Below are 25,422 nucleotides of genomic sequence, written 5' to 3'. Positions count from 1 at the left end.
TCGACTCCGCTCAGGGCCGTTTTGATACTCGTAACGAAAAGCTTAATTAATTCTTCTGTTTGCTCCTTTCCCATTCAACATTCGATGTTGGACGTTCGATGTTCGATGTTCATTTTTTTGTAACCGTGAACGGTTACCATTGATTTAATGAGGTGGCTCTCCATGATAGAGTCACCTTTTTGCTTTCATTCCACACAACATGAAAGGCAAGATCAACAGAACCGGCAGGGAGGTTTATGCGAGCGCAGCCCAATGAACGGTTATAATATCAATGAGTTGTGGCAACTGTAGACAGCCGATTAACAAGCAAAAGGTGTTATGGATAGTTCTCTTAGTGTCGTCCCGTGGTTTACGAGATTTAATTCCTTCAATTCTTGAAAGCAGGCAGCCGTGTGAGACTCTGGGAGCTTCATGCAGGCGACGAGTGTTTCTGGATCGGTTTGCATAGCTCCTCCATGTTTCTCCACGACAAATCGAATACAGCACATGAAAAGGATATGGAGCCTGACTTTTTCCGTCCTTGATAACCATGGTATGTTCCAGAAGTGCTTGTTCATGCTATTTGCTATATGGAAGTATCGTGCCAAAACGCGATGTTAAGGCGTTTTGCTTAATTCTTAAATAGTTAGCCCCTGTTGGGCCAATGACCATGTCTAAGATATTGGGTAACAAATGTTATATTTTGAGAAAAAAAATACCCATTATGGGAATCGGAATGGACACAACAGAAGCGATTGGGTACAAAACGACTGGACACGGGCAAAGTAAGGGACCGGGAGCCCTCCTTTGCTGTTGGCCAAGATCTTTCCGAAGCAGTATTTAGTTGACATTTCAGGCTTTTTGATCAATTCTAGGCGCAGATGATCTCTTAGGTTGATAGAAAGGGTAGAAAAAATGAGTCCAAAAAAGATCGGGAAGCGCTCAGCAAAGATCACACGTACGACCAAGGAAACGGATATCACACTGCAATTGACCATCGAAGGAAAGGGCAAAGGAGATATTGCTACGGGAGTCCCTTTTCTGGACCACATGCTCACGCTGATGACGGCCCACGGTTTTTTTGATCTCACCTTAGGGGCTAAGGGCGATATTGAGATTGACGGGCATCACACGGTTGAAGACGTGGGCATCGTCCTTGGCGAGGCCTTTAGCAAGGCATTGGGCGACAGAAAAGGGATAAAACGTTATGGGACAAGCGTGGTGCCGATGGATGAGGCCTTGGCCTCAGTGGTGATTGACTTTTCGAATCGGCCTTTTTTGGCCTATAATGTTCAGTTCAAACGCCAGAGCACGGGACGCTTTGACGTGGAACTTGTTGAAGAGTTCTTCAAGGCCTTTGTCAACAAAAGCGGCACAACGCTGCACATCAATCTCATGTATGGTGAAAACACGCACCACATTATCGAGGCCATATACAAGGCCTTTGGCCAAGCCCTTGATGAGGCCACCATATTCGATAAAAGAATCAGCGGGGTTCGTTCTACAAAAGGGGTATTATGAGGGGACCCATGGCACTGTCAAGACTCGGACATGGTTTGAGCGTTTTCACGCGGATTTTCGTTGCTCTTGCCAGTCTTTGCCTGCTGGGATGCGGTTCAACCCAGTCGACGCCAGAGCATGAATCAGCACGGTTTCCAGACATTGATCAGGTTCTAATTCTCCCGTTTAAATCCGTAACCCATAGTCGTAAGATCGACACAACCGTCCGCTGTCCTATATGCGGCGCTGTGTTTCAAACTGGCCCTATTGAGGCAGGGGCAGACAAGTATATGACCAGACAACTTGTGGCCTTCATGAAGGGAAAGACACCTTATGAGTTGATTTTGCCTGACATGGCTGAGGGTGTTCGTTCAGAGATATTAGCCGAAGATATCGGGATGTCACAGCGCCGTCTCATAGTGGAGATGGGAAAAAGGTTTAAGGCAGATGCCGTCATCTGCGGAACCATATTCCGGTTTCGCCAGCGTGTTGGAACTGCCCTGTCAGTGGAAACGCCAGCCTCCGTGGCTTTTGGGATTCACCTAATCCGCGTTGGTGATGGCCGGTTGATATGGGTTCGACGCTTCGATGAAACACAGCGCAGCCTTAGCGAAGATCTGTTTAAGTTGAGGACTTTTGTAAGAAGGGGAGGAGGGTGGCTAACGGCAGAAGAGCTGGCCATATTTGCTTTGCACGAGGCCATGGCCAGCTTTCCTGTTGAGTGACAGGACTATAGTTCAAGGCTGAAAGATGAAAGCACGAGAGTCCGTTATGAACGAAATTAGTGTTTTTTTCCGGCAGAAAACTGAAAGACAATCACGAAAGCACGAAATGAAACCTCTTTACAGGCCGGAAAGTCCAGTATGACATTTTCTTTTTTCGTGTTTTTGTACTTTCGTGCTTTCGTGGTAAATCCGCTTCCCTCTCTTGGTTCGGGCTTGTCAAGGTTAGGGCTTTTCTGTTACCTTTCAACTTTCAAATGGAGGCTATTGCGTGCTTATCATTCCGGCTGTAGACATTAAGGAAGGACGCTGTGTGCGGCTCCTGCAGGGACTGAAAGACTCTGAAACTGTTTTTTCTGATGACCCATCGGCCATGGCAGCCCGATGGGAAAAAGAAGGAGCTGAGTTTCTTCATGTTGTGGACCTTGATGGGGCCTTTGAGAGAAGTCCCCAAAATGTTGAAGCGATTAGGCAAATTGTTGACAGGGTTCGGATGCCGATACAGTTGGGGGGGGGCATTCGGACCATGGAAGCTATTGACATGTATCTGGATATGGGCGTGTCCAGGGTTATTTTGGGAACAGAGGCCATTAAGAATCCAGCTCTTGTTCATAATGCCTGCCGGAACTATCCAGGCAGGATCGTTGTGGGCATCGACGCCCGCGACGGTATGGTAGCTCTTGACGGCTGGACAGAAATCACCCGGCGGAAGACTATTGATGTGGCAAAGGCATTCGAAGGATGTGGTCTGGCCGCCATTGTCTTTACTGATATCCAGAGAGACGGTATGCAGACCGGCCCTAGCATCGCCCAGACCAAGGAGGTGGCTGAATCCGTGTCAATTCCCGTCATTGCCTCCGGAGGGGTGTCTAATATTAATGATATCAGAGCCCTTCTGCCTTTGGAAGATGTGGGAGTTCAGGGAGTAATCACGGGCAGGGCATTGTATTCGGGTTCTTTAGATTTAAGACAGGCCATAGAGATCGCTCGAGGTTGAAAACCTGCTTTTCCAGGGCCAAAGCTGTTTCACGTTAAATCGGAAAGTAAAAGCAATTTTATGTCTTGACAAATCCCGTCAAAATTCTTATTTATAAGGTTTATTAGCGATTCTGCGCCAAAAACAGTACTTACAAACCCTTTCTTTGTGGAGCTAGCAATCCTGACGACGTCCCGTTTCGTTGCGCATACCGGCACCTCTGCGCCTAGTAGTGCCATAATACCTTGGAACTATTGTTGTTTTTCCGGAAAAGGGTCGTTATTCAGAAAACCTAAGAGGACTTGTGTGCGCCTGGAGGGTCATCTGCTTTGACGGGTTTAATACCAAACGATAAGGTTGCTGACGTACTTAATGCAGCCAATATCGTTGATGTGATTGCACAGCACGTTGCTTTGAAAAAGGCCGGGAAGAATTTCGTGGGGTTGTGTCCATTCCATGCCGAAAAGGCCCCGTCTTTTACAGTGACCGAAGAAAAGCAGATATTTCATTGTTTTGGTTGCGGCAAGGGCGGAAATGTCTTCAGCTTTTTGATGCTCTATCACAATCTGAGCTTTCCAGAAGCCGTCAAGTTCCTGGCCCGAAAGTATGGAATCGAGATCCCGACCACACATATGTCGCCTGCCCAGAAACGACACTTGGAAGAAAAAGAACGGCTGTTTAAGATTAATCAAGACGCTGTTGACTATTTCAAAGACAAGCTGCTGAAATCCCCCTCGGGCAGGGTTGCCAGGGAGTACCTAAGGAAACGAAAGATAACATCAGAGGTCATTGATAGCTTTTACCTGGGTTATGCCCCGGGCGGGTGGAGCAACATTGTTGGTTACTTTTCGGCTAAAGGAACGCCCCTCGAAGATGTTGAGAAGGCCGGGTTGATCGTCCCCAAGAGAGGGGGATATTATGATCGGTTTCGGGATCGTATCATGTTTCCCATTCTAGATATTCATGAAAGGGTGGTCGGCTTTGGCGGACGTTGTTTGGATGAGAGCCTTCCCAAGTACCTTAACTCACCCGAGACTCCTGTTTATCACAAGAGTCGAACTTTGTACGGCTTGCCAGTTGCTAAAGCAGCATGCCGCCACAGCGGTTCTGTCTTTGTCGTGGAGGGTTACTTTGATCTATTGGCTCTAAACTGTCACGGCATCAATAATGTGGTTGCGACCCTGGGAACATCTATTACCCGGGAACATATGCGAGTTCTGAAGGGTCATGCCAAGCATGTTACCCTCGTATTTGACTCCGACGAAGCAGGCTTTAAGGCTGCTGAGCGCAGTCTTCCCCTGTTTGTGGAAGAAAAGGTAGATGCCCGCATCATGAGTCTTCCTGAAGGCAAGGATCCGGATTCCTATGTCTTTGAAACAGGTGGGGATCAATTTCGCCAGACGGCCGAACAAGCCTTATCGATGATGGAGTTTCTCATAGCGTCGGCCATCAAGAAACACGGCCTCTCTTTGCAGGGGAAGATAAAGATCGTGGAAGCGTTGAAACGTCCACTCGGTGCATTGGCGGACAGTGTGAGCAGGGCGGTTTATGTGAAGAATTTGGCTGAGCGCCTCAATATTGACGAGTCCGCCATTTTAGAACAGATTCGCACCTCGGTTCAAAAGAGCAAGAAGAGGGTTTTGCCGGCCAAGCCCCGCAATGGTTCAAAGCTGGAACAAACTATCATAGCCATGATGCTTCAATCTCCTGACATCTTGTCTGGTTTTGATGCCAGGGAGATTGTTGAGAGCATGGAAGCAACGACCCTGAGGAAGGTTGGCAAAATGATTTTGGACAGACTTGCGACAGATCGCCCATATGTTTGTGCGGATTTGATCGCACAGACTGATGATCCTCAAGTGAAAAGCGTAATATCTTCCCTGGCTGTGGAAGAGGAATCATGGGATCGAGATAGTTGCTCTAAGATTGTAAGTCAATACGAAGCTCACCTCAGAAGGAAGCGAGAAAGACATCTGCTAAGCCGAATCAAAGAGGCTGAGAAGGCAAAAGACGAAGTCCTGTTGCATAGACTTCTTACAGAAAAACAGAGACGCGTGCACGAACGCTTGAACGCCCTTCAAGGGTAAGGGCTGGGTCAAAACCGCAAGACTTGTTTGGAAGGAGATTTTTATGCCCAAAAAGTCCGAGGTTCACGATTTGAAACAACTCATCACAAAAGGAAAAAAGCAGGGCTACCTTACCTATGAGGAGCTTAATGATGCGTTGCCGGATGGTGATGTTTCTGCCGACCAACTAGACGAAATGATGATGGTTTTTGATGAACTCGATATTGAAATCATCGATGGAAGGGAAATCAGGGCTCTTGAAAAAAAGATTGTGAGCAAACATCCTCTTGTGAAGTCAAAGCCTCCCGCGCAACCAGAGAAGGACGCTTTCGGACGCGTCACAGATCCTGTTAAAATGTACCTTCGTGAAATGGGTTTGGTCTCCTTGCTGAGCCGAGAGGGGGAAGTCGAAATCGCCAAACAGATCGAGGCAGGAGAACAGGAGGTATTGAAGACTCTGGTGGACTCAACAGTGGGAGTTAGAGGGATAATCAGCGTTGTCAAAGACCTTCGAAATGGCAAGATCCGCTTGAGGGACGTCCTGCGCGATGTAGACGAAATCGATACTTATATGGAGGAAGCCGAACATATACAAAAGATCTGTAACATCGTTGATGACATCAACATGATCGACGAAGAGAATGAAAAGTACAGGAAACGGCTGTTTGGACCGCCACTGGGTCGGGAAGAACGTCGCCGGGTTAGGCGCTGCATCAATCGGAGGAATCGCAAGATCTTCGACGACATCAAGGATTGGAGATTGGAGTCAAGATGGATCGATTCTATTGTTGATGAGATCGAGAACCATATCGCACGCTTTGAGGCGCTGGGAAAGGAATTTGCCCAGTGTGCTTATCGGGCAGGTGTCACTTTGAGTCAAATGCGCAATGGTTGCAAGGCGAGAACAAGATTTGTTGATAAGCGCTGGAAACAAAGCAACCTAAACAAAAGCGAGTTTTCCAAGCTTGTGAAACGAGCCGGTGAAATAGATGAGGCTATCCGGCAACAGGAACTCGATCTAAAAATGAATGCTCAGGGCTTAAAACGGATCTTGGCCCGAATCATACAAGGTCAACAAAATACTCGGGTCGCCAAAGCAAAAATGGTGAATGCGAACTTAAGGTTAGTTGTCAGTATAGCAAAAAAATATACAAATCGGGGGCTTCAGTTCCTTGACCTGATTCAGGAAGGAAATGTGGGTCTGATGAAGGCCGTTGACAAATTTGAGTACAGACGAGGTTACAAGTTCAGCACATATGCAACGTGGTGGATTAGGCAAGCGATCACAAGGGCCATTGCTGATCAGGCTCGCACCATCCGAATCCCTGTGCACATGATTGAAACCATTAATAAGCTGATTCGTACCTCGCGATATTTGGTCCAGGAACTTGGGCGGGAACCCACTCCAGATGAAATCGCCGAAAAAATGGAGTTTCCTTTGGAAAAAGTCCGCAAGGTCCTAAAAATTGCCAAGGAGCCTATCTCTCTGGAGACGCCTATCGGAGAGGAAGAAGACAGCCATCTTGGCGACTTCATTGAGGACAAGAAGTTCATGTCTCCTTCTGAGGCGGCCATTAGCCTGAACCTCGCAGAGCAGACCCGAAAATCACTGGCTACGCTGACTCCCCGTGAGGAAAAGGTATTGCGGATGCGATTTGGCATTGGTGAAAAGGCTGACCATACCCTTGAAGAAGTGGGAAAGGACTTTCATGTGACCCGTGAGCGGATCAGGCAAATAGAAGCAAAGGCCCTAAGAAAGCTTCGCCATCCTACGAGAAGCCGCAAACTGAAAGCCTTTTTGGAAATGTAGTACTTGACAATAAGGGCAGTCCGGCGTACAGATTAACTGCTAAAGGCTATTATCCGTGAAGTCCATTCATGGATGAAGACTAACTGATCTGGAGCTTTCCGGGCCCATAGCTCAGCTGGAAGAGCCACCGGCTCATAACCGGTAGGTCCCTGGTTCGAACCCAGGTGGGCCCACCACATAACAAGGATACAAACATAAGGCGTGTGGGAACATATAGAAGGCAGCGTACAAAGAGGCCAGCTTTTTTTATTGGCCCGCATGTAAAAAGGTGCAGTCTTAGGACTGCGCCTTTTCGCATTTTGGAGGAGGTTTAGTGGTTACAATTGGGCACATTGTGAACGTCATGGAAAAGATCGCCCCCTCGTTTCTAGCGGAAGAATGGGACAACATCGGCCTTCAGGTAGGGCATAATGCGTGGCCCGTTGACAGAATTTGGGTCGCTCTCGACCCGACTGAGAAAGTGGTAAATAAGGCATCTCAACACGGCGTAAACCTTCTGATAACGCACCATCCGTTGATATTTCAACCCCTCTCAGCCTTGGACCCTGAGACCCCCATTGGAAGAATAATAGAAACTGCCTTAAGACAAAGGCTTGGTATTTTTTGCGCTCACACCAACTTGGATAGCGCTAGAGATGGTCTGAACGACATGTTGTCTGATGCGCTTGGGATTGATAATACAAACGTGCTCAGGCCCAACAAGACTGAGCAGTACAAGATGGCGGTGTTTGTGCCAAGAGGACACGAAGGTGAAGTTATCAATGCCTTGTTCGAATCAGGCGCTGGAAAAGGTGGAAAATATACTCATCTTTCATTTCGGACAGAAGGAGTGGGGACTTTTAAGCCTGGCGACACGGCCAAGCCCTTCACGGGGCGAAGAGGAGAAGTCAGTCATGCATCAGAATACCGGATAGAGGTATTGGTTGCAAAGAAGGATTTGCCTCAGGTTATTGCCGCTCTACATGCCGTCCACCCCTACGAAGAGGTGGTTTATGACCTTTACGGTGTGGGTGGCGGCAATTCAAATGATGGGCTGGGGCGAGTCGGCGACGTTGGCAAGGAGATTTCTCTTCAACGTTTTGCACAAAGGATCAAGCAGGTCCTGGGATTAGAGACAGTCAAGATAGTGGGAAATCCTAAGCAAACAGTCAGGCGTGTTGCCGTTTGCAGTGGGAGTGGCAAAAGCCTCTTGGCTGATTTTCTTGCCTCTGATGCCCAGGTTTTTGTAAGTGGTGACTTAGGTTATCATGATGGGCGACATGTTGAGAATTCAGGACGGGCGCTCATTGACATTGGGCATTTTGCTTCAGAGCATCTCGTGGTTGGGGGTCTTGTGGCGCTGTTGAGAGAAAACCTGTCAGACAGAGGGTATTCAGTTCAGGTTGAACCGTTCGAAGAGGAGAGGGATTGTTTTCAGTATATTTGAGTGATATTATAATGGGGTCTCGGAGGTTATTGTGATAAAACAGATTGAGATGTTGGTCAAGATTCAGGAGAAAGATCAAGCCTTGGACCAGTTGAAGGGGCAAATAGTCGCGGGACCTGAACGAATCAAAGAGAGCCGAGAAGAGATCGAACGGCTGGAGCAAGATTTAGAGTCTGACAAGATCCGCATTCAGGAATATCGAAAGGTACAGCGAGAGTATGAAAGTGCGGTGGAGGACTGCGCTGAACGCATCAGGAAGAGCAAAGCCAGGCTTCTGACCATTAAGAACAACAAGGAATATCAGGCTGTGTTAAAGGAAATCGAAGACACGAAAGGGGCAAATGCAGAAAAGGAAGATAAGATTCTGGCTTGTATGGAGGAATTGGAGAGCCTAAAACAAGCATTCCAAGACAAGGAGAATAGTCTCCTAGCAGTAAAGGCTAGATTTGAGCAAGAGGCAAAAGCCATTAAGACTGAGGTGTGCCAAGCGCAGGATACATTTTCTGAGCAGCAGAAACAGAGGGGCGACATGGCAAAGACCATAGACCCGAAGATACTGGCAAGGTATGAGCTGCTCAAAAGAGGGGGAGGTGGTCTGGCTGTAGCCCTTGTAGAAAACGCAACATGTTCCGGTTGCCACATGAGTATTCCTGCCCAAATGTACAACGAATTGCAAAGAAGAGATTCGCTGAGGTTTTGCCCGAACTGCGAACGTATTATTTATTGGAAAAATCGTGATGTGGCAGAAGAAAAACATGTGTCAGAGTAGGCCAAACGATCGCTCGCATCTTCGACATAGTCATGGATGCGGGAGGAAAGTCCGAGCTCCACAGGGCAGGGTGCTCCGTAACGCGGAGTCGCGGTGACGCGAAGGAAAGTGCCACAGAAAACACACCGCCTTAAGGGATTGGCCTTGTGCCTGTCTCGGAGGGTAAGGGTGAAAAGGTGCGGTAAGAGCGCACCAGTTCCCTGGGTGACCGGGGAAGCTAGGTAAACCCCACCTGGAGTAAGACCGAATAGGGAAGCACTTGAGGACGGCCCGTCCGAGTTTCCGGGTTGGTCGCAAGAGGTTTTGAGCAATCAACACCCCAAGATGAATGATCGTTGTTCCGTAAAGGGTGACCGATACGGAAAACAGAACTCGGCTTACGGCCTACTCTGACATAACTGCATAATAGAAACTTGGGATATTCCCGATTCTTGGAAGGATCTTTGATGCATCAAGCAACAGCTCTTTTGCAAGGCGGTGGTTTTGCTGAAAAGGTTCACCATTTTTCCTGGGATTTTCTTAAGCTTTGTGCCTACCTTGACGGAAGTGAACCTGTCCGTGAGACCTTCACCAAGAAACTGTATGCCCAGATGGTCTCGAGCTCAAAGCTTTTGGAAGATTTCTTGGATTTTCATGGGGCAAAAAACAGCTCGAAGTGGTATTATTATCGAGAACTGGTTTCCAGCGTGAGAAACCTCTCAGAGGCGAGTTACTCGCAAAAACATATCTATATCAGGCTTCCTTTTTACAATTTGGCTGATACCAATCGGTTCGAGGAAGCAGGGTACAGGACCCACAAGTTCCTTACAAGCTCCTTGCGGTCCATCTGTTCGAAGGCATTGGAAGAAGCTAAGCGCCTGGAGATACAGTTGCCCTCGGACGGTTTTGTCTGGGATGATTTTCCTGGGATACCGAGCAAAAACCGCCTTGAGTCTGACATTGACGATGAAAACCTAAAAGAGGAGCAAAAGAATATCTTAAAGATCACAACCGAGTTTTTGAGAACATCCAGAGACTTTGAAATGCACGGTTTTTACCAACCGCATTGCGTAGATGAGATCAAGGCCATTGTCCCCGGCATGTTTAACGAAGAGCAGGCGCGGCGATTTGAAATGGCCGTTCACAGTCTTCAGTCTTCCTTTGACACTTATGTGAACAGAAGCGAACTCCAATTGCGGAAGATGAGGCTGAAGAGCTTGCGAGGTTACATCTCGGTTGTGCTGCACCTTCTGGAGTTGACCCGCAGACTCCTCCACTACTATGAGCGTCACCTCTATGAAGTAGGGTACAAAAATATTTGTATCGAAGTGCGTGACGAATTGAGCAAGGCAGTCAAGCCGGAAGAGATCCTTGACTGTATTGTAAATTATGGTCTCTATTACGTTTGTCAGTTCCTTGTGGGTGGCCAGGATGTTGCTCAGGAGCTTTTGAATGAAAATATCGAACGGGGTACCATCATAGCGGGCGTACCCCAAAAGATGGGTTTTCACAGCCGGCCGAGCCTGCTCGTGGCCAAGATCGTCCAGCACTACGGTGGCCAGGTGGAGTTATGTGTGGGCTATGACAGGTTTGACGCAAGTAGTGTGCTTGATCTGCAATGGGCGGGGGGCAAGATCCAGAAGGAAGTTATCCGCGAGGTGGTATTTCAAGGGGACAAGCGTGCCTTAAGTGACATCCGGATTCTGGCCAGTGTGAACTATGGGGAGGATTCTATGGGCAAGGGGATACCGCTTCCCAAAGAGCTTTTTTATCTGAAGTAATAGAGGCGTGCGGTTCTTATCATTATGGACAGACAGAACAGAGTCGCTGCCGTCATTGTCGCTGCCGGGGACGGCGTTCGCATGGGGACGGCGCAAAAAAAGCAGTACACGACGTTGGGAAGCCGTCCTGTGTTGGCCCACACCATGTCTGCCTTTGACAACTGTGATGTCATAGAAGAGATATTTCTGGTGATTGCCGAGAAGGACTATGATCTGTGTCAACAGAAAATAATCAGCAGGCTGGAACTGCACAAACCGGTTCATTTGGTTTCGGGGGGAGCCTCAAGGCAGGAGTCAGTCTTCAACGGTTTAATGGCCACTGAAGGAAGATTCGAGATTTTGGCTATTCATGACGGTGTCCGCCCTTTGATCAGGATTGAAAAAATAACGCAGTGTGTCAAGACAGCAGAAAAACATGGGGCATGCATCCTTGCCTTGCCGGCAAGTGATACTGTGAAAACCATAGATGATGAGGACCGTGTGGTTGTTACCATGAAACGCCACATGATCCGTATGGCCCAGACCCCGCAGGCTTTCTATTACAATCTTTTACTGGGTGCCCATGTGGCCGCACAGAAGGAAGATTACGCGGGTAGCGACGACGCCGAATTGGTTGAGATGTGCGGCGAGGTAGTTAAGGTGATACCTGGTGACCCTGGTAACATCAAGATTACGACGCCTGAAGATCTGAAAATGGCGGAGGCTCTCCTGGGCAAATAAGATATTACTTTAAACTATGATAACTGAGTTATCACTGTCTCCGAAAGGGCTTTTCACGTATTTGTCTGCATTCCAATCATTTTCCCACTTTGACTCATCGATGAGATAACGAAACTGATATTCCTTTCCTAGCTTAAGCTCAAGCGTAATGGTGTACCCCCCATTTTTCAGCCTCTTCATGGGATTGGCGTAAACATTCCAATTATTAAAATCCCCTACGATGCATACGTTTTTGGCGTCAGGGGCGGCGATTTTCGGCAATCTAAAGGTGACTTTGCAAACATCTCTGCTTTTGAGATATTCTTTCTTGATCCCAACGCTCATCGTATCCGCTTTTTTTGATGTTTGCTTTTTCTTAGTCGTCTTTTTCGCGGCAACGCCTGGTTTCGTGGCAACAACTTTGCTTTTCTTTACATTTGTCATTTTCTACTCCTTTCGATGAATGACATACATGATAACATCCGTAAAAAGGAACTGGTTGTCAAGAAAAATATGAACTTATTTTTTCGCGAACCCTTAGCCCTCGATCAACTGTATGGCCGTCATTTCAGGAGGAATGTCAATGTTCATGAGTTTGAGTATCGTGGGGGCAATGTCGGCCAGCTTACCTCCTGGTTTGAGCTTATTACCCATGGCCTTGCTACTGATATAGATCAGCTCAACGGGGTTAAGGGTGTGGCTGGTCTTCACACGTTTGGTCTTTGGATCGATCATTTCCTCGGCGTTTCCGTGATCGGCGGTAAGCAAGATTTCGGCATCCAGTTCAAGTAATCGTTTGATGCAGTCCCCGACGCATTCGTCAACCACCTCGACGGCCTTGGTTGCGGCAGCCATGTCACCAGTGTGTCCTACCATATCGCAGTTGGCGAAGTTGATGACGATAAGCGCATATTCACTCCCATCCTTAACGAGTTGAAGAAACCTGTCTCGCACATCGTAGGCATTCATCTGCGGGTGGGACGCGAATGTGGCCGGGTCATACTGACTCTTTATCTCAACCTGATCCTCCCCTGGATAGGGATGCGTGGACTTGCCGTTAAAAAAGCTGGTGACGTGGCGGAATTTCTGTGTCTCGGCCAGGCGTAGTTGCTTTAAGCCCCTGTTGCTGATCACTTCACCGAGGAGGTTTTTCATGCCACCTCCAGAGCCCATCGCTGCAAGGATGAAACGCGGGAACTCGTCATAATATCGCGTAAGGCCAACATACAGGCAATCAGGGCGACGTGAGCGGTTTCCCGGGCAGTGATCATCAACAAAGGCCATGGAAAGCTGAATGGCGCGATCCTGTCTGAAGTTCGTGTGGAGGACGGAGTCGCCATCGCTGATTCCACGGTAGTCGCCAACCACACAGGGAGGGATATACTCGTCAAACATCTCAATGCCATCGGGTGTCTTGTCTTTCGCGTAGGACTCCTCAACAGCGCTTTCCGGGCTTTGAACCTTGCGGCCGGTAGCGTTTACGATACACTCGAAAGCAGTGCTGGTGAGGTCCCAATTTTTTGAACGGTCCATGCCGTAGTATCGTCCCATGAGAGTACCCACACGGCAGTTGCCTAGTTCATTCATGACATCATTCAATTGATGAAGATATTCAAGTGTGGAACGGGGCGGTGTGTCACGACCGTCGGTGAAGACGTGAACAATAATCTCCCCCACACCGCTCTTTGTGGCCGTATGCATGATTTTGAACAATTGATCACAGTGAGCGTGAACGCCTTCGTCCTGTAATAGGCCCATGAGGTGGAGCCTTGAGTCGTTTGTCTTACAGTTTTGGACCAGGGCTTTGAAGTGCTCTGCTTGAAAAAAGGAGCCGTCCACCATTTCGTCGTTGATGCGCTTAAGCTCCTGTATGACGATGCGCCCTGCGCCCATGTTGAGGTGACCGACCTCGCTCGATCCCTGATAGCCGGCAGGAAGACCCACCGGCTCTCCTGAGGCATGGATCAGCGTCCATGGATAATCTGCCAGATAGGAATCCACATTGGGTGTCTTTGCCGCCTTGACGGCGTTTCCTTCACTCTCCTTGCGATAGCCCCAGCCATCACGTATAATCAGTGCAACAGATTTCACGCAAACTCCTTTCTGACAAAAATGTGACTTCTCAAAAGGCCGGGCCAACGCGGTTGGCATGATCGCCGCGGGACGAGTGTCTGTTTTTCAACAAAGATATCGCCTTTCAGAAAAAGTCTTCTTCCCCAACGTTATTGAGAAATTACCTAAAAACAACTGAAAAATAACACGAATTGAACAGGATGACAATTCATTTCATTTGTTTTGACAGGTGGTTAGTTGGTCTGATATAGGTGATTTGAGTTCATGTCGCTTGCATGATTTCAATTCGCGGATAAGAGTTGGCGGGTTTGCTAAACGTTTTGCTGACAGAGGACATGATGAGTCAGATGCGCGTGGGCTTGGGATACGATCTGCATCGGTTGGTACAAGGCCGAAGGCTCGTCCTCGGTGGCGTGACTATACCTTTTGAAAAGGGTCTCATGGGCCATTCTGATGCAGACGTTGTGTTTCATGCAACGTGTGATGCCTTGCTGGGAGCAGCCGGCATGGGAGATATTGGCTGTCATTTCCCGGATACAGATTCCAAGTTCAAGGACATTTCGAGCACAGTGTTTGTGACAAAAACCGTTGAAATGATTCGTGAAAAGGGCTTTTCTGTCAACAACCTGGATGCAACGATACTGGCCGAAGCCCCTAAGCTGGCCCCTTATTGCAGAGCCATGGAGGCCAATATCGCGACGCTCCTTGACATCGAACCCGGACGTGTCAACATCAAGGCAACGACCATGGAGGGCATGGACGCTGTTGGAAGAGGGGAGGCAATAGCCGCCATGTGCGTTGTAAGCCTTGTTTTATCATCCTGATTGCCTTGAATTAAAAACAGGGAGTTCTTCTGGAGGGATATCCTTCAGAGTTGGATATGCGCCATCTTTATCTGAAAGAATGGGCCTTGCAACAGGCCATTCTATAGCCAATGACGGATCATCCCATCGAATCCCACGCTCTTCTTTCGGGGCATAGTAATCTGTGCATTTATATGTTAATATTGTATATTCGTTGGTCACGCAGAAACCGTGGGCAAAGCCCTCTGGAATATAGACCTGGCGGTATTTCTCGGAAAAAAGGGTTATGCCTACCCACTTGCCAAAGGTTGGAGAACCCCGGCGAATATCAACAGCTACATCAAAGGCTTCTCCTTGAACGACCCAGACGAGCTTTGCCTGGGGTTTGCCGATTTGATAGTGCAATCCCCGCAGTACCCCTCGTCCGGAAAAGGATAAGTTGTCCTGCACGAAACTGGCCGGGAGTTCATGTTGGAAATACCGCTCGGCCTGATAGGTTTCGAGAAAATGGCCACGCTCGTCTCTGTAAACATCGGGCTCAATAATGATTACTTCGGGCAGAACAGGAGATGACGTGACTTTCATAAGTGAAGTCCTTGTGCAAAAAGGGACAGGTGCAAGTTCTCAACTCAATTATCAAATCAAGATGAAAAAATCAAACATGATGGACTCGCAAGAAGTCTGAACCCAGTCTAGACGGGGTCATTTCGACATAACATGTTAAAAACATAACTGCTCAGCAGGCTGCAATTGCGAAGGGTGCTCTTGTCCAAAGAATCGATCATTGAAAAATTGGCCCTTTCCTACGGGATCGAGCCGGAATACATCGACAACTGGGGGAGCGTCCACCGAACCCCTGTGGACACCAAGAAAAAGATTCTCAGGGCTATAGGGGTCTTGGCTGATGACACGAGCCAAGCGAAGGGGGCGTGGCGTTCCTGGCTGGAGGGCAAGTGGTGTCGTCTTGCCGAACCTACGATCGTGGCTAATTTTTATGACCTTCCAAGGAGACTCATTTTTCAGGTACCTGTGGGCCCGGAAGAGATACAGAGCAAGGGCCTAAATGTTTGTCTGGCCATCACTGATGAACAGGATGTGACACAAAGCATTTCTTACACTCAAAAGGACTTGTCTTTTTCCGACTCCATAAGCCTGGCCGGCAAGGTTTATCATAAATGGAGCTTTCCCTTCCCACAACTTGAGGCTCTTGGGTATTACCGGTTTCATCTGTCAGTGACAACGGGAGGCTTCCATGAGTCGCAGACCATATCTGTAGCCATATGTCCTGATAAAACTTACGTCCCGCCTGCCTTACAGGAAGACGGGCGCATTGCCGGCATTGCCATAAGCCTTTACGGGGTCCGTTCCGAGAGGAACTGGGGTATCGGTGATTTTGGCGACCTGAAAAAGATTGTAGACTGGGTGTCAGAAGACCTTCACGGAGGTATTATTGGCTTAAATCCACTCCATGCCACCTTTAACCGTAGTCCTTATAACATAAGCCCTTATCTCCCCATCAGCCGATTTTACCGCAATTTTATCTACCTGGATATTCCTGCCTTGGAGGATTTTCGATGTTCTCCAGATGCGCAGCATCTGATTGACACACCTGACACTCAAGAGCTGTTAGCCGGGTTCACGAGATCTGAAAACGTGCAATACGAAGGGGTGGCGGCGCTAAAAAAAGATGTTTTGAGGCTGACCTTCCAAACCTTTCTCAAGAACCACTGGAACAGGCAAGGGGAAAAAACCAACCGGCAAAAGGAACTGGAAGCCTATCTCCAAAGGGAAGGCCAATTGCTGGAGAACTTCGCCACCTTCAGCGCTTTAGAGGCATTCATGCGCTCCCGCAATCCAGATGTATGGATTTGGCCGCAATGGCCTTCGGAATATCACCGGCCTGACACGGAAGCAGTCCGGCAATTTCGAGAGGAACACTGGCAAGAAATTCTTTTCTACGAATATGTGCAATGGCAGTTAGAGGAACAGCTTGCTCAAGTCCAGGACTATGCAAAGACACAGGGGATGTGTATCGGTCTGTACCATGATCTGGCATTGGCCATCGACCGGTTCGGCGCTGACTTCTGGGCCTATCAGGACTATTTTGTTCCCAAGGCCCGGGTGGGAGCTCCTCCGGACGCATTCTCACAACACGGTCAGGACTGGGGTTTCCCTCCCCCCAACACAGAAAGGTTCCGAGAAAGCGGCTACGACCTGTTCGTCAAAGAGATTCGGAAGAATTGCTCCTTTGGAGGGGCCTTGCGAATTGATCATGTTATGAGGTTTTTTCATCTTTACTACATACCTGAGGGGGAGCCCCCGGGAGAAGGGGCTTATGTGTCACAGCCCTTTGAGGATTTGCTCATGATTCTTGCCTTGGAGAGCGTGCGAAGCAAGGTGGTCATCATTGGTGAAGACCTCGGAACCGTGCCACGGTACATACGAAAAAGACTGACTGAAGCCAACGTCTTCTCCTACAGGCTCCTCTATTTTGAAAAGGATGATCAGCAGAACTTCATTCGGACGACGGATTATCCCGAACTAGCCTTAGTTACGGCTGCCACCCACGATCTGCCCACCCTGGCCGGATTCTGGACGCACAGGGACATCGAGATTCGCAAGGATGCAGGGATGTTAGAAAACAAACAGGCTATTGCCCGGGCTGCTGCTGAAAGGGAGGCAGACAAGGAGAAGTTGCTGAGGCTGCTGCATGAGATGGGCCTTCTTTCTGTTGAGTGTGGCACAGACCCAAAGGCCTATCCTGAGGTTACTGGTGAGATTCACAATGCTGTGGTGGGCTTTCTTGCCCTGGCGCCGGCCAAGCTCTTTGTGTTGAGCCAGGAAGACCTGCTTAAGGATAACAGGCAGCAAAATCTGCCGGGAACAACCAGTGAATACCCGAATTGGTCCCTGAAAATGAAGTATGACCTGGAGCAACTGCGCACGGACCCGGGGGCGAGGGGTTATTGCGAGATGTTTCGCATCTGGATAGACAGATCAGGGCGAAAGAAAGTAATTTAAAAAAAATCCGGCAGCGCAGTTGCCGTAACCCCATATTATTGAGTTACGAAAAAAATGCCAACATAGAGGTGTGTCATGACAAAGAAGAAGGAAGCTGAAACTTCTCTGAGGCCGGAAATCACCAGAGAACTCAACAAGGTCAAGAAGGCAAAAGAGGAGACGGAAAAGGTCAAGAAGGCTATTCGGCCCAAGAAGGAAAAAATTTTGGAACAGATGCAAAAGGCCAGAGTCAAGGACGTCGAGCGCAAGATCCTAAGGGATCCTGACTATGACAAACACAAGAAGGCAGACAAGAAGATCGGAGGAGTTCGGGGAAAATTTCGCCCGTCGCTTGAAAGGACGCGCAAACGAACCTGATACAATTCGTAACCGTTCACGGATTCAGAAGTTCAAGGGTTCAGGGTTTACCAAAAATCTGAATGGTTGATTTGTGGTTTCATCCCGCCGTAGGTCTGGCCGGCTAGCCCGGCGTAGGCAGGTCAACGCAAGAAAGGTAACCTTGAACCTGTGAACGCCTACCATAATTCTTTACGTCGTCATGTGAAGCGGATCAATAATTGCTGTCAGGTGAGGGGGTATGCGAACCATGCAAAAGGATTGCCTTTTTTGTCAAATCATCAGAGGGGAAAAACGAGCTGATTTTTTATTCAAGGGCGAATCCATGGTCGTATTTAAAGACATCTATCCAGAAGCCCCGGTTCATTTGCTCATTGTGCCCAGAATACATATCCGAAGTATCAATGAGGTCACGGATAAAGACAAAGAGATCATCTCTCAAATGATTCTCAAGGGTCAGGAGACGGCGAAGGAGCAGGGTATTGCCGCATCAGGATATAAACTCCTTTTTAATGTGGAGCGGGGCGGAGGCCAAGCCATCTTTCACGTCCATCTTCATTTACTCGGTGGATGGCGATAGGAAATTCTGGATTGCAGGTTGTGAGATTGAAACCCAAACGGCCTCCGGCAATGAAAAAAACAAGAATCGCTGTTCAGATCTACGAGATACAGGATCCCAGGGAGGCCGAGGGAGTTATCGAGCTTGGTGTTGACCGCATTGGAAGTGTTATCCTCTCCGACAAAGACTGGAAGTCGCCGGCCGTAAAAGAGGCAATCCTTGTCTCAAAGGCAAGTCGGGTGAAGCACAGTCTGATTCCGCTGTTTGATACAAAAGACGTGTTGTTTCAGGCTATTGAATACTACGAGCCGGATATTGTGCATTTTTGCGAATCCCTGTATACTGCCCAAGGCGGCAGGATGCCTTGGGAGGCTCTTGTTGAGCTTCAGATTTCAATAAAAGGCCGATTCCCAAGAATTGAACTTATGCGCTCTGTTCCCATTCCCACCCCAACAAGCATTGAGAGGATTCCGACACTGGAAATCGCCAGATGTTTTGAGGCCGCAAGCGATTATTTTCTAACCGACACGTGGCTTGGCAATGAGCCGGTTGAAGGGTATTTGGGCATCACAGGATTCACGTGCAACTGGATTTCGGCCGGTCGGCTTGTTGAGTCGAGTTCAATTCCTGTCATTCTGGCTGGCGGACTGTCACCAGAAAATGTCTATGAAGGGGTAATGGCTGTCAAACCCTTTGGTGTAGATAGCTGCACAAGAACCAACGCACGAGATGGAAATGGACAACCTGTTCGATTCAAAAAGGACTATGAGAAAGTCAAGGTCTTTGTTAAAGAAGTACGTCGGGCTGAAAAGGATCTTTTTGGCTCCTGAACGAAGCAACGACGATGGGAGGGCACATGACAGAAAAAGAGGCGATCCTCGGTTTCATGATGGGTGAAAGAATGAAGGCCAGCCTCATAATGGCTTCGCAAATGGCCATGGTGATTGAGGGACTTTCGGATAGTGAAAAAGGAGGGGCGAACAAAGTCTTTTCCACTTTCTTGAGATCTTTGTATCAAGACATTGGACTGGCCCACAAGGTCTCACCGCAAGAGGAATGGGCGAAGATTCGAGAAGAACTAGACAATGGCCTGACCATGGTCGATTCAAACGCTTCCGCCGGCGCCATGCATGGCTTCTCGCGTGCTATCAGCCAATCCACAACAATCAGCCACAGGACTATGAGTTTTCTCATAGAAAAGGGACTCCTGTGAACGGATTCGGGCATGAAGCCGACTAACGACGAAATCAGTAGAATCAACCAGGTCCAGCGGGATTTCTTCAGTGGCCTTATCCACGTCTTTGATCCGCCTCTGCCCGAAGGCGTACTTGAGCGCCTGCAAAAGATTGTGGCTTCAGCCAGGATCAACAAAGGAGAGACTGTTCTGGATGTGGGTTCAGGCACAGGCATATTGATTCCTTTGATCCGGGCTTATCAACCACGGACGATATTTGCCTGTGACCTTTCGGAGGTTATGTTGGCGCACCTCAGAAAACAGTATCCCTATGCCCTTGCCATTGCTGCGGACGTCCGGAACATAAGTCTTTCTAGCGACAGTATTGATGTAGCCATGATGAACGCCTGTTATCCGAATATTGTGGACAAAGACAGCAGTATTGCCAATATTAGCCGGATGATGAAGCCAAACGGGCGCATGGTGATAAGTCATCCTATGGGCAAATCGTTTATTGACTCATTGAAAGAGAAGTCCCCTTTCCCTCTGGACGATTTTCCGCAGCGATCGGAGGCTCAAGACTTGTTTGAGCCCTATGGATTCGAGATTCAAGATCTAATTGATGAACCCCGACTGTATATCCTGGTAGCCGTCAAAAAGGATAGGGTAGAGCGGTATCATGAGTAAGGAGGTAGACTATTTCAAGGAAAAGCTCCGAAACCTCACTAAGAAAGGGGCAATTGGCGGCTGCTGCATATTACTCCTCCTCCTCGTCGTACTGGGATATTTTGGGATTTCTCGACCTGTCATTATGATCGTTCCTGACTACTCCGGCATCCATGTCAGGAATCAAGGAGCTATGAGCGCGCTCATATATAAAGTGGACGCCTTTTGGTATTGGGCCGGCCAGGTGGCATTGTTGGCCAACATGCCTCAAATCCACCAGAAGGTTGAGTCCGAGGCAACTCCTGTCAGGTTGCAGGTCCCGGATATCCCTGGCCCTGCTGGTGGCATCCAGCAAAGAGAACACTGTTACATGAAGTTGGCGGTTCGCTACCGAATACCTGGTGTGCCCGTGTTCAGGTATACGACCTTATTGTACTTCAAGTATGATCCGGGCCGTGAGTCATGGATTTCGACAAAGAGCATCCCGGCCAAATACAGATCCCTTGGAAGCATGGGAGTAGGCAATGTTGGCAAACTTGAACTGAGTTTTCATTAGTGTGAACGGAACAATGCCAGAGCCTGAAAAAGTCACGTTGTATTGGTCAAGGGGACGATATTTTTGGCGGCCAAGATCCATTTATGCGAAGGGCTGCTTGCTTGAAGGAAAACGGCACGGAAAATGGGTGTTCTGGTACAAGAACGGACAGAAGCAATTAGAGGGGGAATACATAAAAGGGAAAAAAACCGGTAGTTGGTTGAAGTGGACCGAAAACGGAGCCAGGATTACGGAGGGCGAATTCCTCTATGGAAAGATGTATGGCAAGTGGACAGACTGGCATAGCAGCGGCCAAAAGGCGCTTGAAAGTCATTGGGTTATGGGCAAAAGAGATGGCACGTGGACGTATTGGGGAGTCGATGGATCATTGGAGAAAAGACAACATTATGACCACAATGTTGAGGAAGATAAAGGATATTCAATGCATACGGATCTTGAGGCAAAGGAGCTTGTCAGGGAGATCCAAAGAGAAAGTTTGCGTAGAAGCTGGGAAAGGCTTGTGGGTAGATCCGTTGCCAGCATAGTAAAGCCGTGGCACATTGCCTGCTGGATACTGATATTCGTACCCACCTTGAGTCTGATGAAAGAAAAAACGCCGTGGCGCAGCGCAGCCATGGCAGGTATTCTGGCCTTCCTTGTCACGAGTCTCCTTGCGTGGAGCCTTGAGAGAAGACGGCCAAAATGAGAAGGATGACTACTATGGATAAAAACCTGGGCCATGAAACGCCTGAACCAGCCTCCACACAGATGATATTCAGGTACTTCATCATCATATTCCTGATTACTATCTTTCTTGTGGGCAAAGTCCTGTGGCCCTTTGTGTCTATTCTGGTCCTTGGCTTTGTGTTGACTGGTATTTTCTATCCGGTTTACAGCTTCTTTGCCAAAAAGATGCGGCCAGTACTTTCTTCTCTGATCACGTGTACAATTATTTTTTTGGTGGTTTTTGTGCCATTGGTGTTCATAATAGGCGCCCTTTCCAAGGAAGCATACAACCTGTATGTCATGGGTACCAATGCTGCCATAAGCCAGGATTTTAAGGAACTCTTGCAAAACAGCCAAATTATAGGACGTATCGAAGGCATTCTTGCAAACTTTGACATCAAGCTAGGCGTTGAGCACCTCAACAAAGCCTTGTCCGAGCTTGGAAGGTTCGTCGGCCTGTTTCTCTACGAGCAAGTGAGCACCGTTGCTACAAACGTCTTGAAGTTTGTCATTAACTTTGCCTTTATGCTCCTGATCATCTTCTTCTTGCTAATTGACGGCAAAGACCTTATCGCTTTCTTTATAGAGCTTTCTCCGCTTCCTGAGGATCAAGATAGAAAACTCATGGACAAATTCCATGCCATGGCCTCGGTAGTCCTTGTAGTGAACGGTATATCCGGGCTGATTCAAGGAACTCTGGGAGGCATTGTTTTTGTTCTGTTTGGTCTAGGTTCGCCCTTCCTTTGGGGCTCAATCATGGCCATCCTGGCGTTTTTTCCCATTGTGGGCATTGGCGCTGTCTTTATTCCGGCTTCTATCTATCTGTTCCTGAAGGGTAGGATAGCAGCAGGTATTTTCTTCATCGTTTTTTTCCTGGTTGTCTCCTCTACCATAGAATATGTAGTTAAACCCAGACTCGTGGGAAACAAGGTTAAGATGCACACACTCCTGGTCATTCTATCTGTTCTGGGTGGCCTAAAAGTCTTCGGGATCTTGGGAATTATATACGGTCCCCTGGTCATCACAGCATTTTTGACTCTTACCAGTATCTATCGTTCAAGTTATGAAACCTTCATGAGAAAGACTTAAGGGCTCTTGGCATATAAAAAGCAACTGACCCCGATTGCTTCTTGTGCGGGGTCAGTTGCTTGGACGATCATCTAGCGCTCTATGAACGATTCCTGACCTCCTGAGAGTAACCTGCCATGGTTCCGTAGCAAGCCAGCCAGAAAAAACCCTGCGAGCAGGAGTCCGGTTACAGTGCCGGTCGTCCCAAAAGCATTAACAAGAACATACCTGATTCCTACCAGCGGGACTACTATTAGTCGAATAACGGGCTCACATGAGGCGACGATTTTGGTGGACCCCTCACATGAGTCTGAGTCAAATCCGGCAGTATTAATGAAACATCCAATGCTTGTGTCACCACTCAAGGCAGATCCAACCTCCTCGCTGCTTGGTTCGGCAATTCCACCTGGGTCGAGGATGATGCCATTGGCCACTCCATCGCTATCCCCATAGCCGCCGTCTTTGACTTCCAGGGTAATAGACCTGCGATTTTTCTCAAAAGTCGTATATTCGGAGTAGTCCTGCCAGCCGCTGACCGTGTCATATTTGCAGAAGATTGAACCCCGTGAAATCTTTTTCGAGAAATAGATCTTCACTGTGGCTATCGCTCCGGGTTCGTCAACGCGAATTCGATAAGAAAAAAGTCCGAATATCAGACTCCTTGGTCTTATGATGTTACGCCCCACAATGAACTCCAAAAACGGGTTGTCAAAAACGCTTGACGGCTCAATCGTTTCAACGGCTTCTATGGCAGTTACGGAATTAGACCCCTTGCCAACGCCAATGGTGACATTGTTATAAACGTATTGTGCGCATTTCATGACGCCTGGCTGGTCATTGTCAGCAACGCCATCTTCATTGAGGTCCACGTCGTCGCCAACTTCCTGATCGTCTGGGACACCGTTAGCGTCAAAATCGTTGTCGTCAATAGTGGTGGTGAACTCAACAGTGTCTGACCAGTCAGAGGCCTCACCATGTACATCGTAAAATCGGACCCGCACATAATATGTCGTGTCTGCTTCAAGCAACGTGTGGGGAACGGGCAGTTCTACGAGCTGATCGGTGGTAGTGATATCAAGAGTCAGGGACGATATGTCCTCTTGTTTGCTGATTTGCCATTGACTTTGTCTCTGCGGGTCCCCATCAGGATCTGAGAAAAGTTCGGTGTTAATGCTCGGCATAAGGTCACACTCCATCTGGCCATCGTAGGGAGATGTGATAACCGGTGTTGAAGGGGGAAGATTGGATTCCGGCACATCTGTGATCGTCACCAACTTCTGATCCGTCTTTGTCACACCAGAAGAAGTATAGCTTGCCGTAATTGTCACTGTCTCGTCACCGGTTACCTCTGACGCAGTTAGTACGCCGCTACCGCTAATGCTGGCATAAGATGAGTCCTCGCTCCAGTCGGCGCTTGCGCTGACAGTCTCTGTGCTCCCGTCGCTGAACGCGGCCGTGGCTGTGTAGTTAGAGGTGCTGTTTTCCACTACCGACCTCGACCCGCTGATGGACAGGCTGGTCAGGATGGCGGAATCGTCTACCCAGGAAACATACACAATGCAGGTGGCTGTCGATTCGAGTCCATCATTGTCGGTCACTGTCAACTGAAAGGATAGAGTTGCGCCATCCTCTTCAACATCCGGAGCAGTGAATATTGGCTGGACGGCCGATTCATCAGACAACGTCACAACCGGCCCTGCTGTCTGGGACCAACCGTAGAAGATCGTGCCGTCAGGATCAAATGAACCTGAGCCATCCAAAGTGACCGTATCTCCCTCGTCAACGGTCTGGTCGTCACCTGCATCGGCTGTAGGCGGTCTATTGACGTCACCCACAGTGATGGTTACCTGCTCAGAATCGCTCTGGGCCGGAGCGCCGCTGTCAGTCACCGTAAAGGTTACCGCGTAATTTCCGGCAGATCCGTAGCCCGGGGTCCAGGCAAAGCTCTGTGTGTCAGCATCAAAGCTTGAGCCCGTAGGAAGGTTTCCGGCAGAGTATGTAAGTGTGTCGCCATCAGGATCTGTTGCCGTGACGGTAAATGTAAGCAGCGAGTTTTCGTCTACGCTCTTTGCGCCGATGCTGTCAAGCACGGGGCGTCATTTACAGGAGTAATAGTCACCGTAACCGTTGTTGTGTTCGAGTCTGTGGTGCCGTCATTGACCTTAAAAGTGAAGGCGTCGGTACCATTAGCGTTTTCATTTGGGGTGTATATGAAGGCGCCGGTTGATGAATTGGTTACCGATGCCGTGCCCTTGCTTCCACTGGTTACAAGCACATACGTGAGTATGTCACCATCTACGTCACTAGCGTCCAGAGTACCGCTAATTGCCCTGTCTTCGTCTGTGTTGACAGATTGATCATTAGGTACGGGGGCATCGTTTACGGCGCTCACCGTAATGCTTACCGTGCCAAGTTCCGAGTCACTCTGGCCATCGTTAGCTTTGAAGCTGAAAGTGTCTGAACCGTTGTAGTTCACGTCAGGCGAATAGGTCAGGTTGGGGGCCGTGCCTGATAATGTTCCATGCGAGGTCTGGTCGACTAACGTATACGCGAGGCTGCCTCCATCAACATCGGTGGCAGTAAGTGTGATACCCGCGGATATGTCTTCATGGGTAGTTACGGACTGGTTGTCGGCTGTGGGCGGCGTGTTTGTGCTGTTGCCTACGGTAAATGTAGGGCTCATAGTTCGACTGCCACCGGCCGTCAACTCGATGAACGCGGTGATCTCGTGTGTTCCGTTGGACAGTTGATTTG

General features: G+C 48.7%; 24 protein-coding genes, 1 tRNA gene and 1 other RNA gene. 21 read left to right on the top strand and 5 right to left on the bottom strand.

What is annotated here, in order from left to right:
• The first annotated feature begins 894 nt into the window (after window positions 1-894).
• The 11 genes from hisB to ispD all read left to right on the top strand — a co-directional run bounded on the left by hisB (window position 895) and on the right by ispD (window position 11,728).
• Window positions 895-1,500 (top strand): imidazoleglycerol-phosphate dehydratase HisB, encoded by a 606-nt coding sequence (gene hisB, locus JW883_03930; GenBank protein ID MBN1841417.1) that lies wholly within the window; start codon window positions 895-897, stop codon window positions 1,498-1,500.
• A gap of 8 nt (window positions 1,501-1,508) precedes the next feature.
• On the top strand, window positions 1,509-2,204 hold the full coding sequence (locus JW883_03925) for a hypothetical protein (protein MBN1841416.1): 696 nt from the start codon (window positions 1,509-1,511) through the stop codon (window positions 2,202-2,204).
• A gap of 268 nt (window positions 2,205-2,472) precedes the next feature.
• Entirely contained in the window at window positions 2,473-3,198 is a 726-nt protein-coding gene (gene hisA, locus JW883_03920; GenBank protein MBN1841415.1) for a 1-(5-phosphoribosyl)-5-[(5-phosphoribosylamino)methylideneamino]imidazole-4-carboxamide isomerase, read from the top strand.
• A gap of 308 nt (window positions 3,199-3,506) precedes the next feature.
• Window positions 3,507-5,264 (top strand): DNA primase, encoded by a 1,758-nt coding sequence (locus JW883_03915; protein ID MBN1841414.1) that lies wholly within the window; start codon window positions 3,507-3,509, stop codon window positions 5,262-5,264.
• A 43-nt stretch (window positions 5,265-5,307) separates the two neighbouring features.
• On the top strand, window positions 5,308-7,053 hold the full coding sequence (gene rpoD, locus JW883_03910) for an RNA polymerase sigma factor RpoD (GenBank protein ID MBN1841413.1): 1,746 nt from the start codon (window positions 5,308-5,310) through the stop codon (window positions 7,051-7,053).
• 100 nt (window positions 7,054-7,153) lie between these two features.
• Window positions 7,154-7,229 (top strand) — tRNA-Ile (locus JW883_03905).
• 137 nt (window positions 7,230-7,366) lie between these two features.
• A complete protein-coding gene (locus tag JW883_03900) occupies window positions 7,367-8,479 on the top strand; it encodes a Nif3-like dinuclear metal center hexameric protein (protein MBN1841412.1) in 1,113 nt (370 codons plus the stop codon).
• A gap of 31 nt (window positions 8,480-8,510) precedes the next feature.
• Window positions 8,511-9,248, top strand: a complete 738-nt coding sequence (locus JW883_03895) for a hypothetical protein (protein ID MBN1841411.1) — start codon at window positions 8,511-8,513, stop codon at window positions 9,246-9,248.
• Window positions 9,242-9,643, top strand: an RNA gene (rnpB, locus tag JW883_03890) — RNase P RNA component class A. The genes JW883_03895 and rnpB overlap by 7 nt, the downstream gene beginning before the upstream one ends.
• A 51-nt stretch (window positions 9,644-9,694) precedes the next feature.
• Window positions 9,695-11,008, top strand: coding sequence for an HPr family phosphocarrier protein (locus tag JW883_03885; GenBank protein MBN1841410.1), 1,314 nt, complete (start codon window positions 9,695-9,697; stop codon window positions 11,006-11,008).
• Window positions 11,009-11,032: 24 nt separating this feature from the next.
• Window positions 11,033-11,728 (top strand): 2-C-methyl-D-erythritol 4-phosphate cytidylyltransferase, encoded by a 696-nt coding sequence (gene ispD, locus JW883_03880; GenBank protein ID MBN1841409.1) that lies wholly within the window; start codon window positions 11,033-11,035, stop codon window positions 11,726-11,728.
• Window positions 11,729-11,737: 9 nt separating this feature from the next.
• Here ispD and JW883_03875 read toward each other — a convergent pair whose 3' ends face one another.
• Together JW883_03875 and JW883_03870 are read right to left on the bottom strand one after the other, a co-directional pair.
• Window positions 11,738-12,052, bottom strand: a complete 315-nt coding sequence (locus JW883_03875) for an isoamylase early set domain-containing protein (GenBank protein MBN1841408.1) — start codon at window positions 12,050-12,052, stop codon at window positions 11,738-11,740.
• A gap of 192 nt (window positions 12,053-12,244) precedes the next feature.
• Window positions 12,245-13,858, bottom strand: coding sequence for a 2,3-bisphosphoglycerate-independent phosphoglycerate mutase (locus tag JW883_03870; protein ID MBN1841407.1), 1,614 nt, complete (start codon window positions 13,856-13,858; stop codon window positions 12,245-12,247).
• Between the two features lie 269 nt (window positions 13,859-14,127).
• Between JW883_03870 and JW883_03865 the strand changes: the two genes are divergently transcribed.
• On the top strand, window positions 14,128-14,604 hold the full coding sequence (locus JW883_03865) for a 2-C-methyl-D-erythritol 2,4-cyclodiphosphate synthase (protein MBN1841406.1): 477 nt from the start codon (window positions 14,128-14,130) through the stop codon (window positions 14,602-14,604).
• On the opposite strand, the gene rfbC is transcribed toward JW883_03865, so the two are convergent.
• Window positions 14,596-15,168 carry a dTDP-4-dehydrorhamnose 3,5-epimerase gene (gene rfbC, locus JW883_03860; GenBank protein MBN1841405.1) on the bottom strand — a complete coding sequence of 191 codons (573 nt, stop codon included), beginning with the start codon at window positions 15,166-15,168 and terminating at the stop codon, window positions 14,596-14,598. The genes JW883_03865 and rfbC overlap by 9 nt on opposite strands.
• Window positions 15,169-15,348: 180 nt before the next feature.
• On the opposite strand from rfbC, the gene malQ reads away from it, so the two are divergent.
• The 9 genes from malQ (at window position 15,349) to JW883_03815 (ending at window position 22,689) form a co-directional block, all read left to right on the top strand.
• On the top strand, window positions 15,349-17,604 hold the full coding sequence (gene malQ / locus JW883_03855) for a 4-alpha-glucanotransferase (protein ID MBN1841404.1): 2,256 nt from the start codon (window positions 15,349-15,351) through the stop codon (window positions 17,602-17,604).
• 75 nt (window positions 17,605-17,679) lie between these two features.
• Window positions 17,680-17,961, top strand: a complete 282-nt coding sequence (locus JW883_03850; protein MBN1841403.1) for a hypothetical protein — start codon at window positions 17,680-17,682, stop codon at window positions 17,959-17,961.
• A gap of 229 nt (window positions 17,962-18,190) precedes the next feature.
• Window positions 18,191-18,520 (top strand): histidine triad nucleotide-binding protein, encoded by a 330-nt coding sequence (locus JW883_03845; GenBank protein MBN1841402.1) that lies wholly within the window; start codon window positions 18,191-18,193, stop codon window positions 18,518-18,520.
• Between the two features lie 50 nt (window positions 18,521-18,570).
• Entirely contained in the window at window positions 18,571-19,329 is a 759-nt protein-coding gene (locus JW883_03840; GenBank protein MBN1841401.1) for a hypothetical protein, read from the top strand.
• Between the two features lie 26 nt (window positions 19,330-19,355).
• Window positions 19,356-19,712, top strand: a complete 357-nt coding sequence (locus JW883_03835; GenBank protein MBN1841400.1) for a hypothetical protein — start codon at window positions 19,356-19,358, stop codon at window positions 19,710-19,712.
• A 12-nt stretch (window positions 19,713-19,724) separates the two neighbouring features.
• A complete protein-coding gene (locus JW883_03830; GenBank protein ID MBN1841399.1) occupies window positions 19,725-20,360 on the top strand; it encodes a class I SAM-dependent methyltransferase in 636 nt (211 codons plus the stop codon).
• Complete coding sequence (locus JW883_03825; GenBank protein MBN1841398.1) at window positions 20,353-20,895, top strand: hypothetical protein; 543 nt, start codon at window positions 20,353-20,355, stop codon at window positions 20,893-20,895. The genes JW883_03830 and JW883_03825 overlap by 8 nt, the downstream gene beginning before the upstream one ends.
• Before the next feature lie 97 nt (window positions 20,896-20,992).
• Window positions 20,993-21,580, top strand: a complete 588-nt coding sequence (locus JW883_03820) for a hypothetical protein (GenBank protein MBN1841397.1) — start codon at window positions 20,993-20,995, stop codon at window positions 21,578-21,580.
• 14 nt (window positions 21,581-21,594) lie between these two features.
• Window positions 21,595-22,689: an AI-2E family transporter gene (locus tag JW883_03815; protein ID MBN1841396.1), complete on the top strand. Its 1,095-nt coding sequence runs from the start codon at window positions 21,595-21,597 to the stop codon at window positions 22,687-22,689.
• Window positions 22,690-22,760: 71 nt separating this feature from the next.
• Here the strand turns inward: JW883_03815 and JW883_03810 are convergent, their stop codons facing one another.
• Both JW883_03810 and JW883_03805 read right to left on the bottom strand, forming a co-directional pair.
• Complete coding sequence (locus JW883_03810) at window positions 22,761-24,758, bottom strand: putative Ig domain-containing protein (protein ID MBN1841395.1); 1,998 nt, start codon at window positions 24,756-24,758, stop codon at window positions 22,761-22,763.
• Window positions 24,728-25,422 (bottom strand): tandem-95 repeat protein (locus JW883_03805; protein ID MBN1841394.1); only part of this gene is annotated, 695 nt, incomplete at its 5' end. The genes JW883_03810 and JW883_03805, both read right to left, overlap by 31 nt.

This window comes from Deltaproteobacteria bacterium (assembly GCA_016930875.1).
Classification (GTDB): Bacteria; Desulfobacterota; Desulfobacteria; order Desulfobacterales.
Note: the sequence above shows the minus strand (reverse complement) of the source record. Positions and strands in the feature narration are given on the sequence as shown.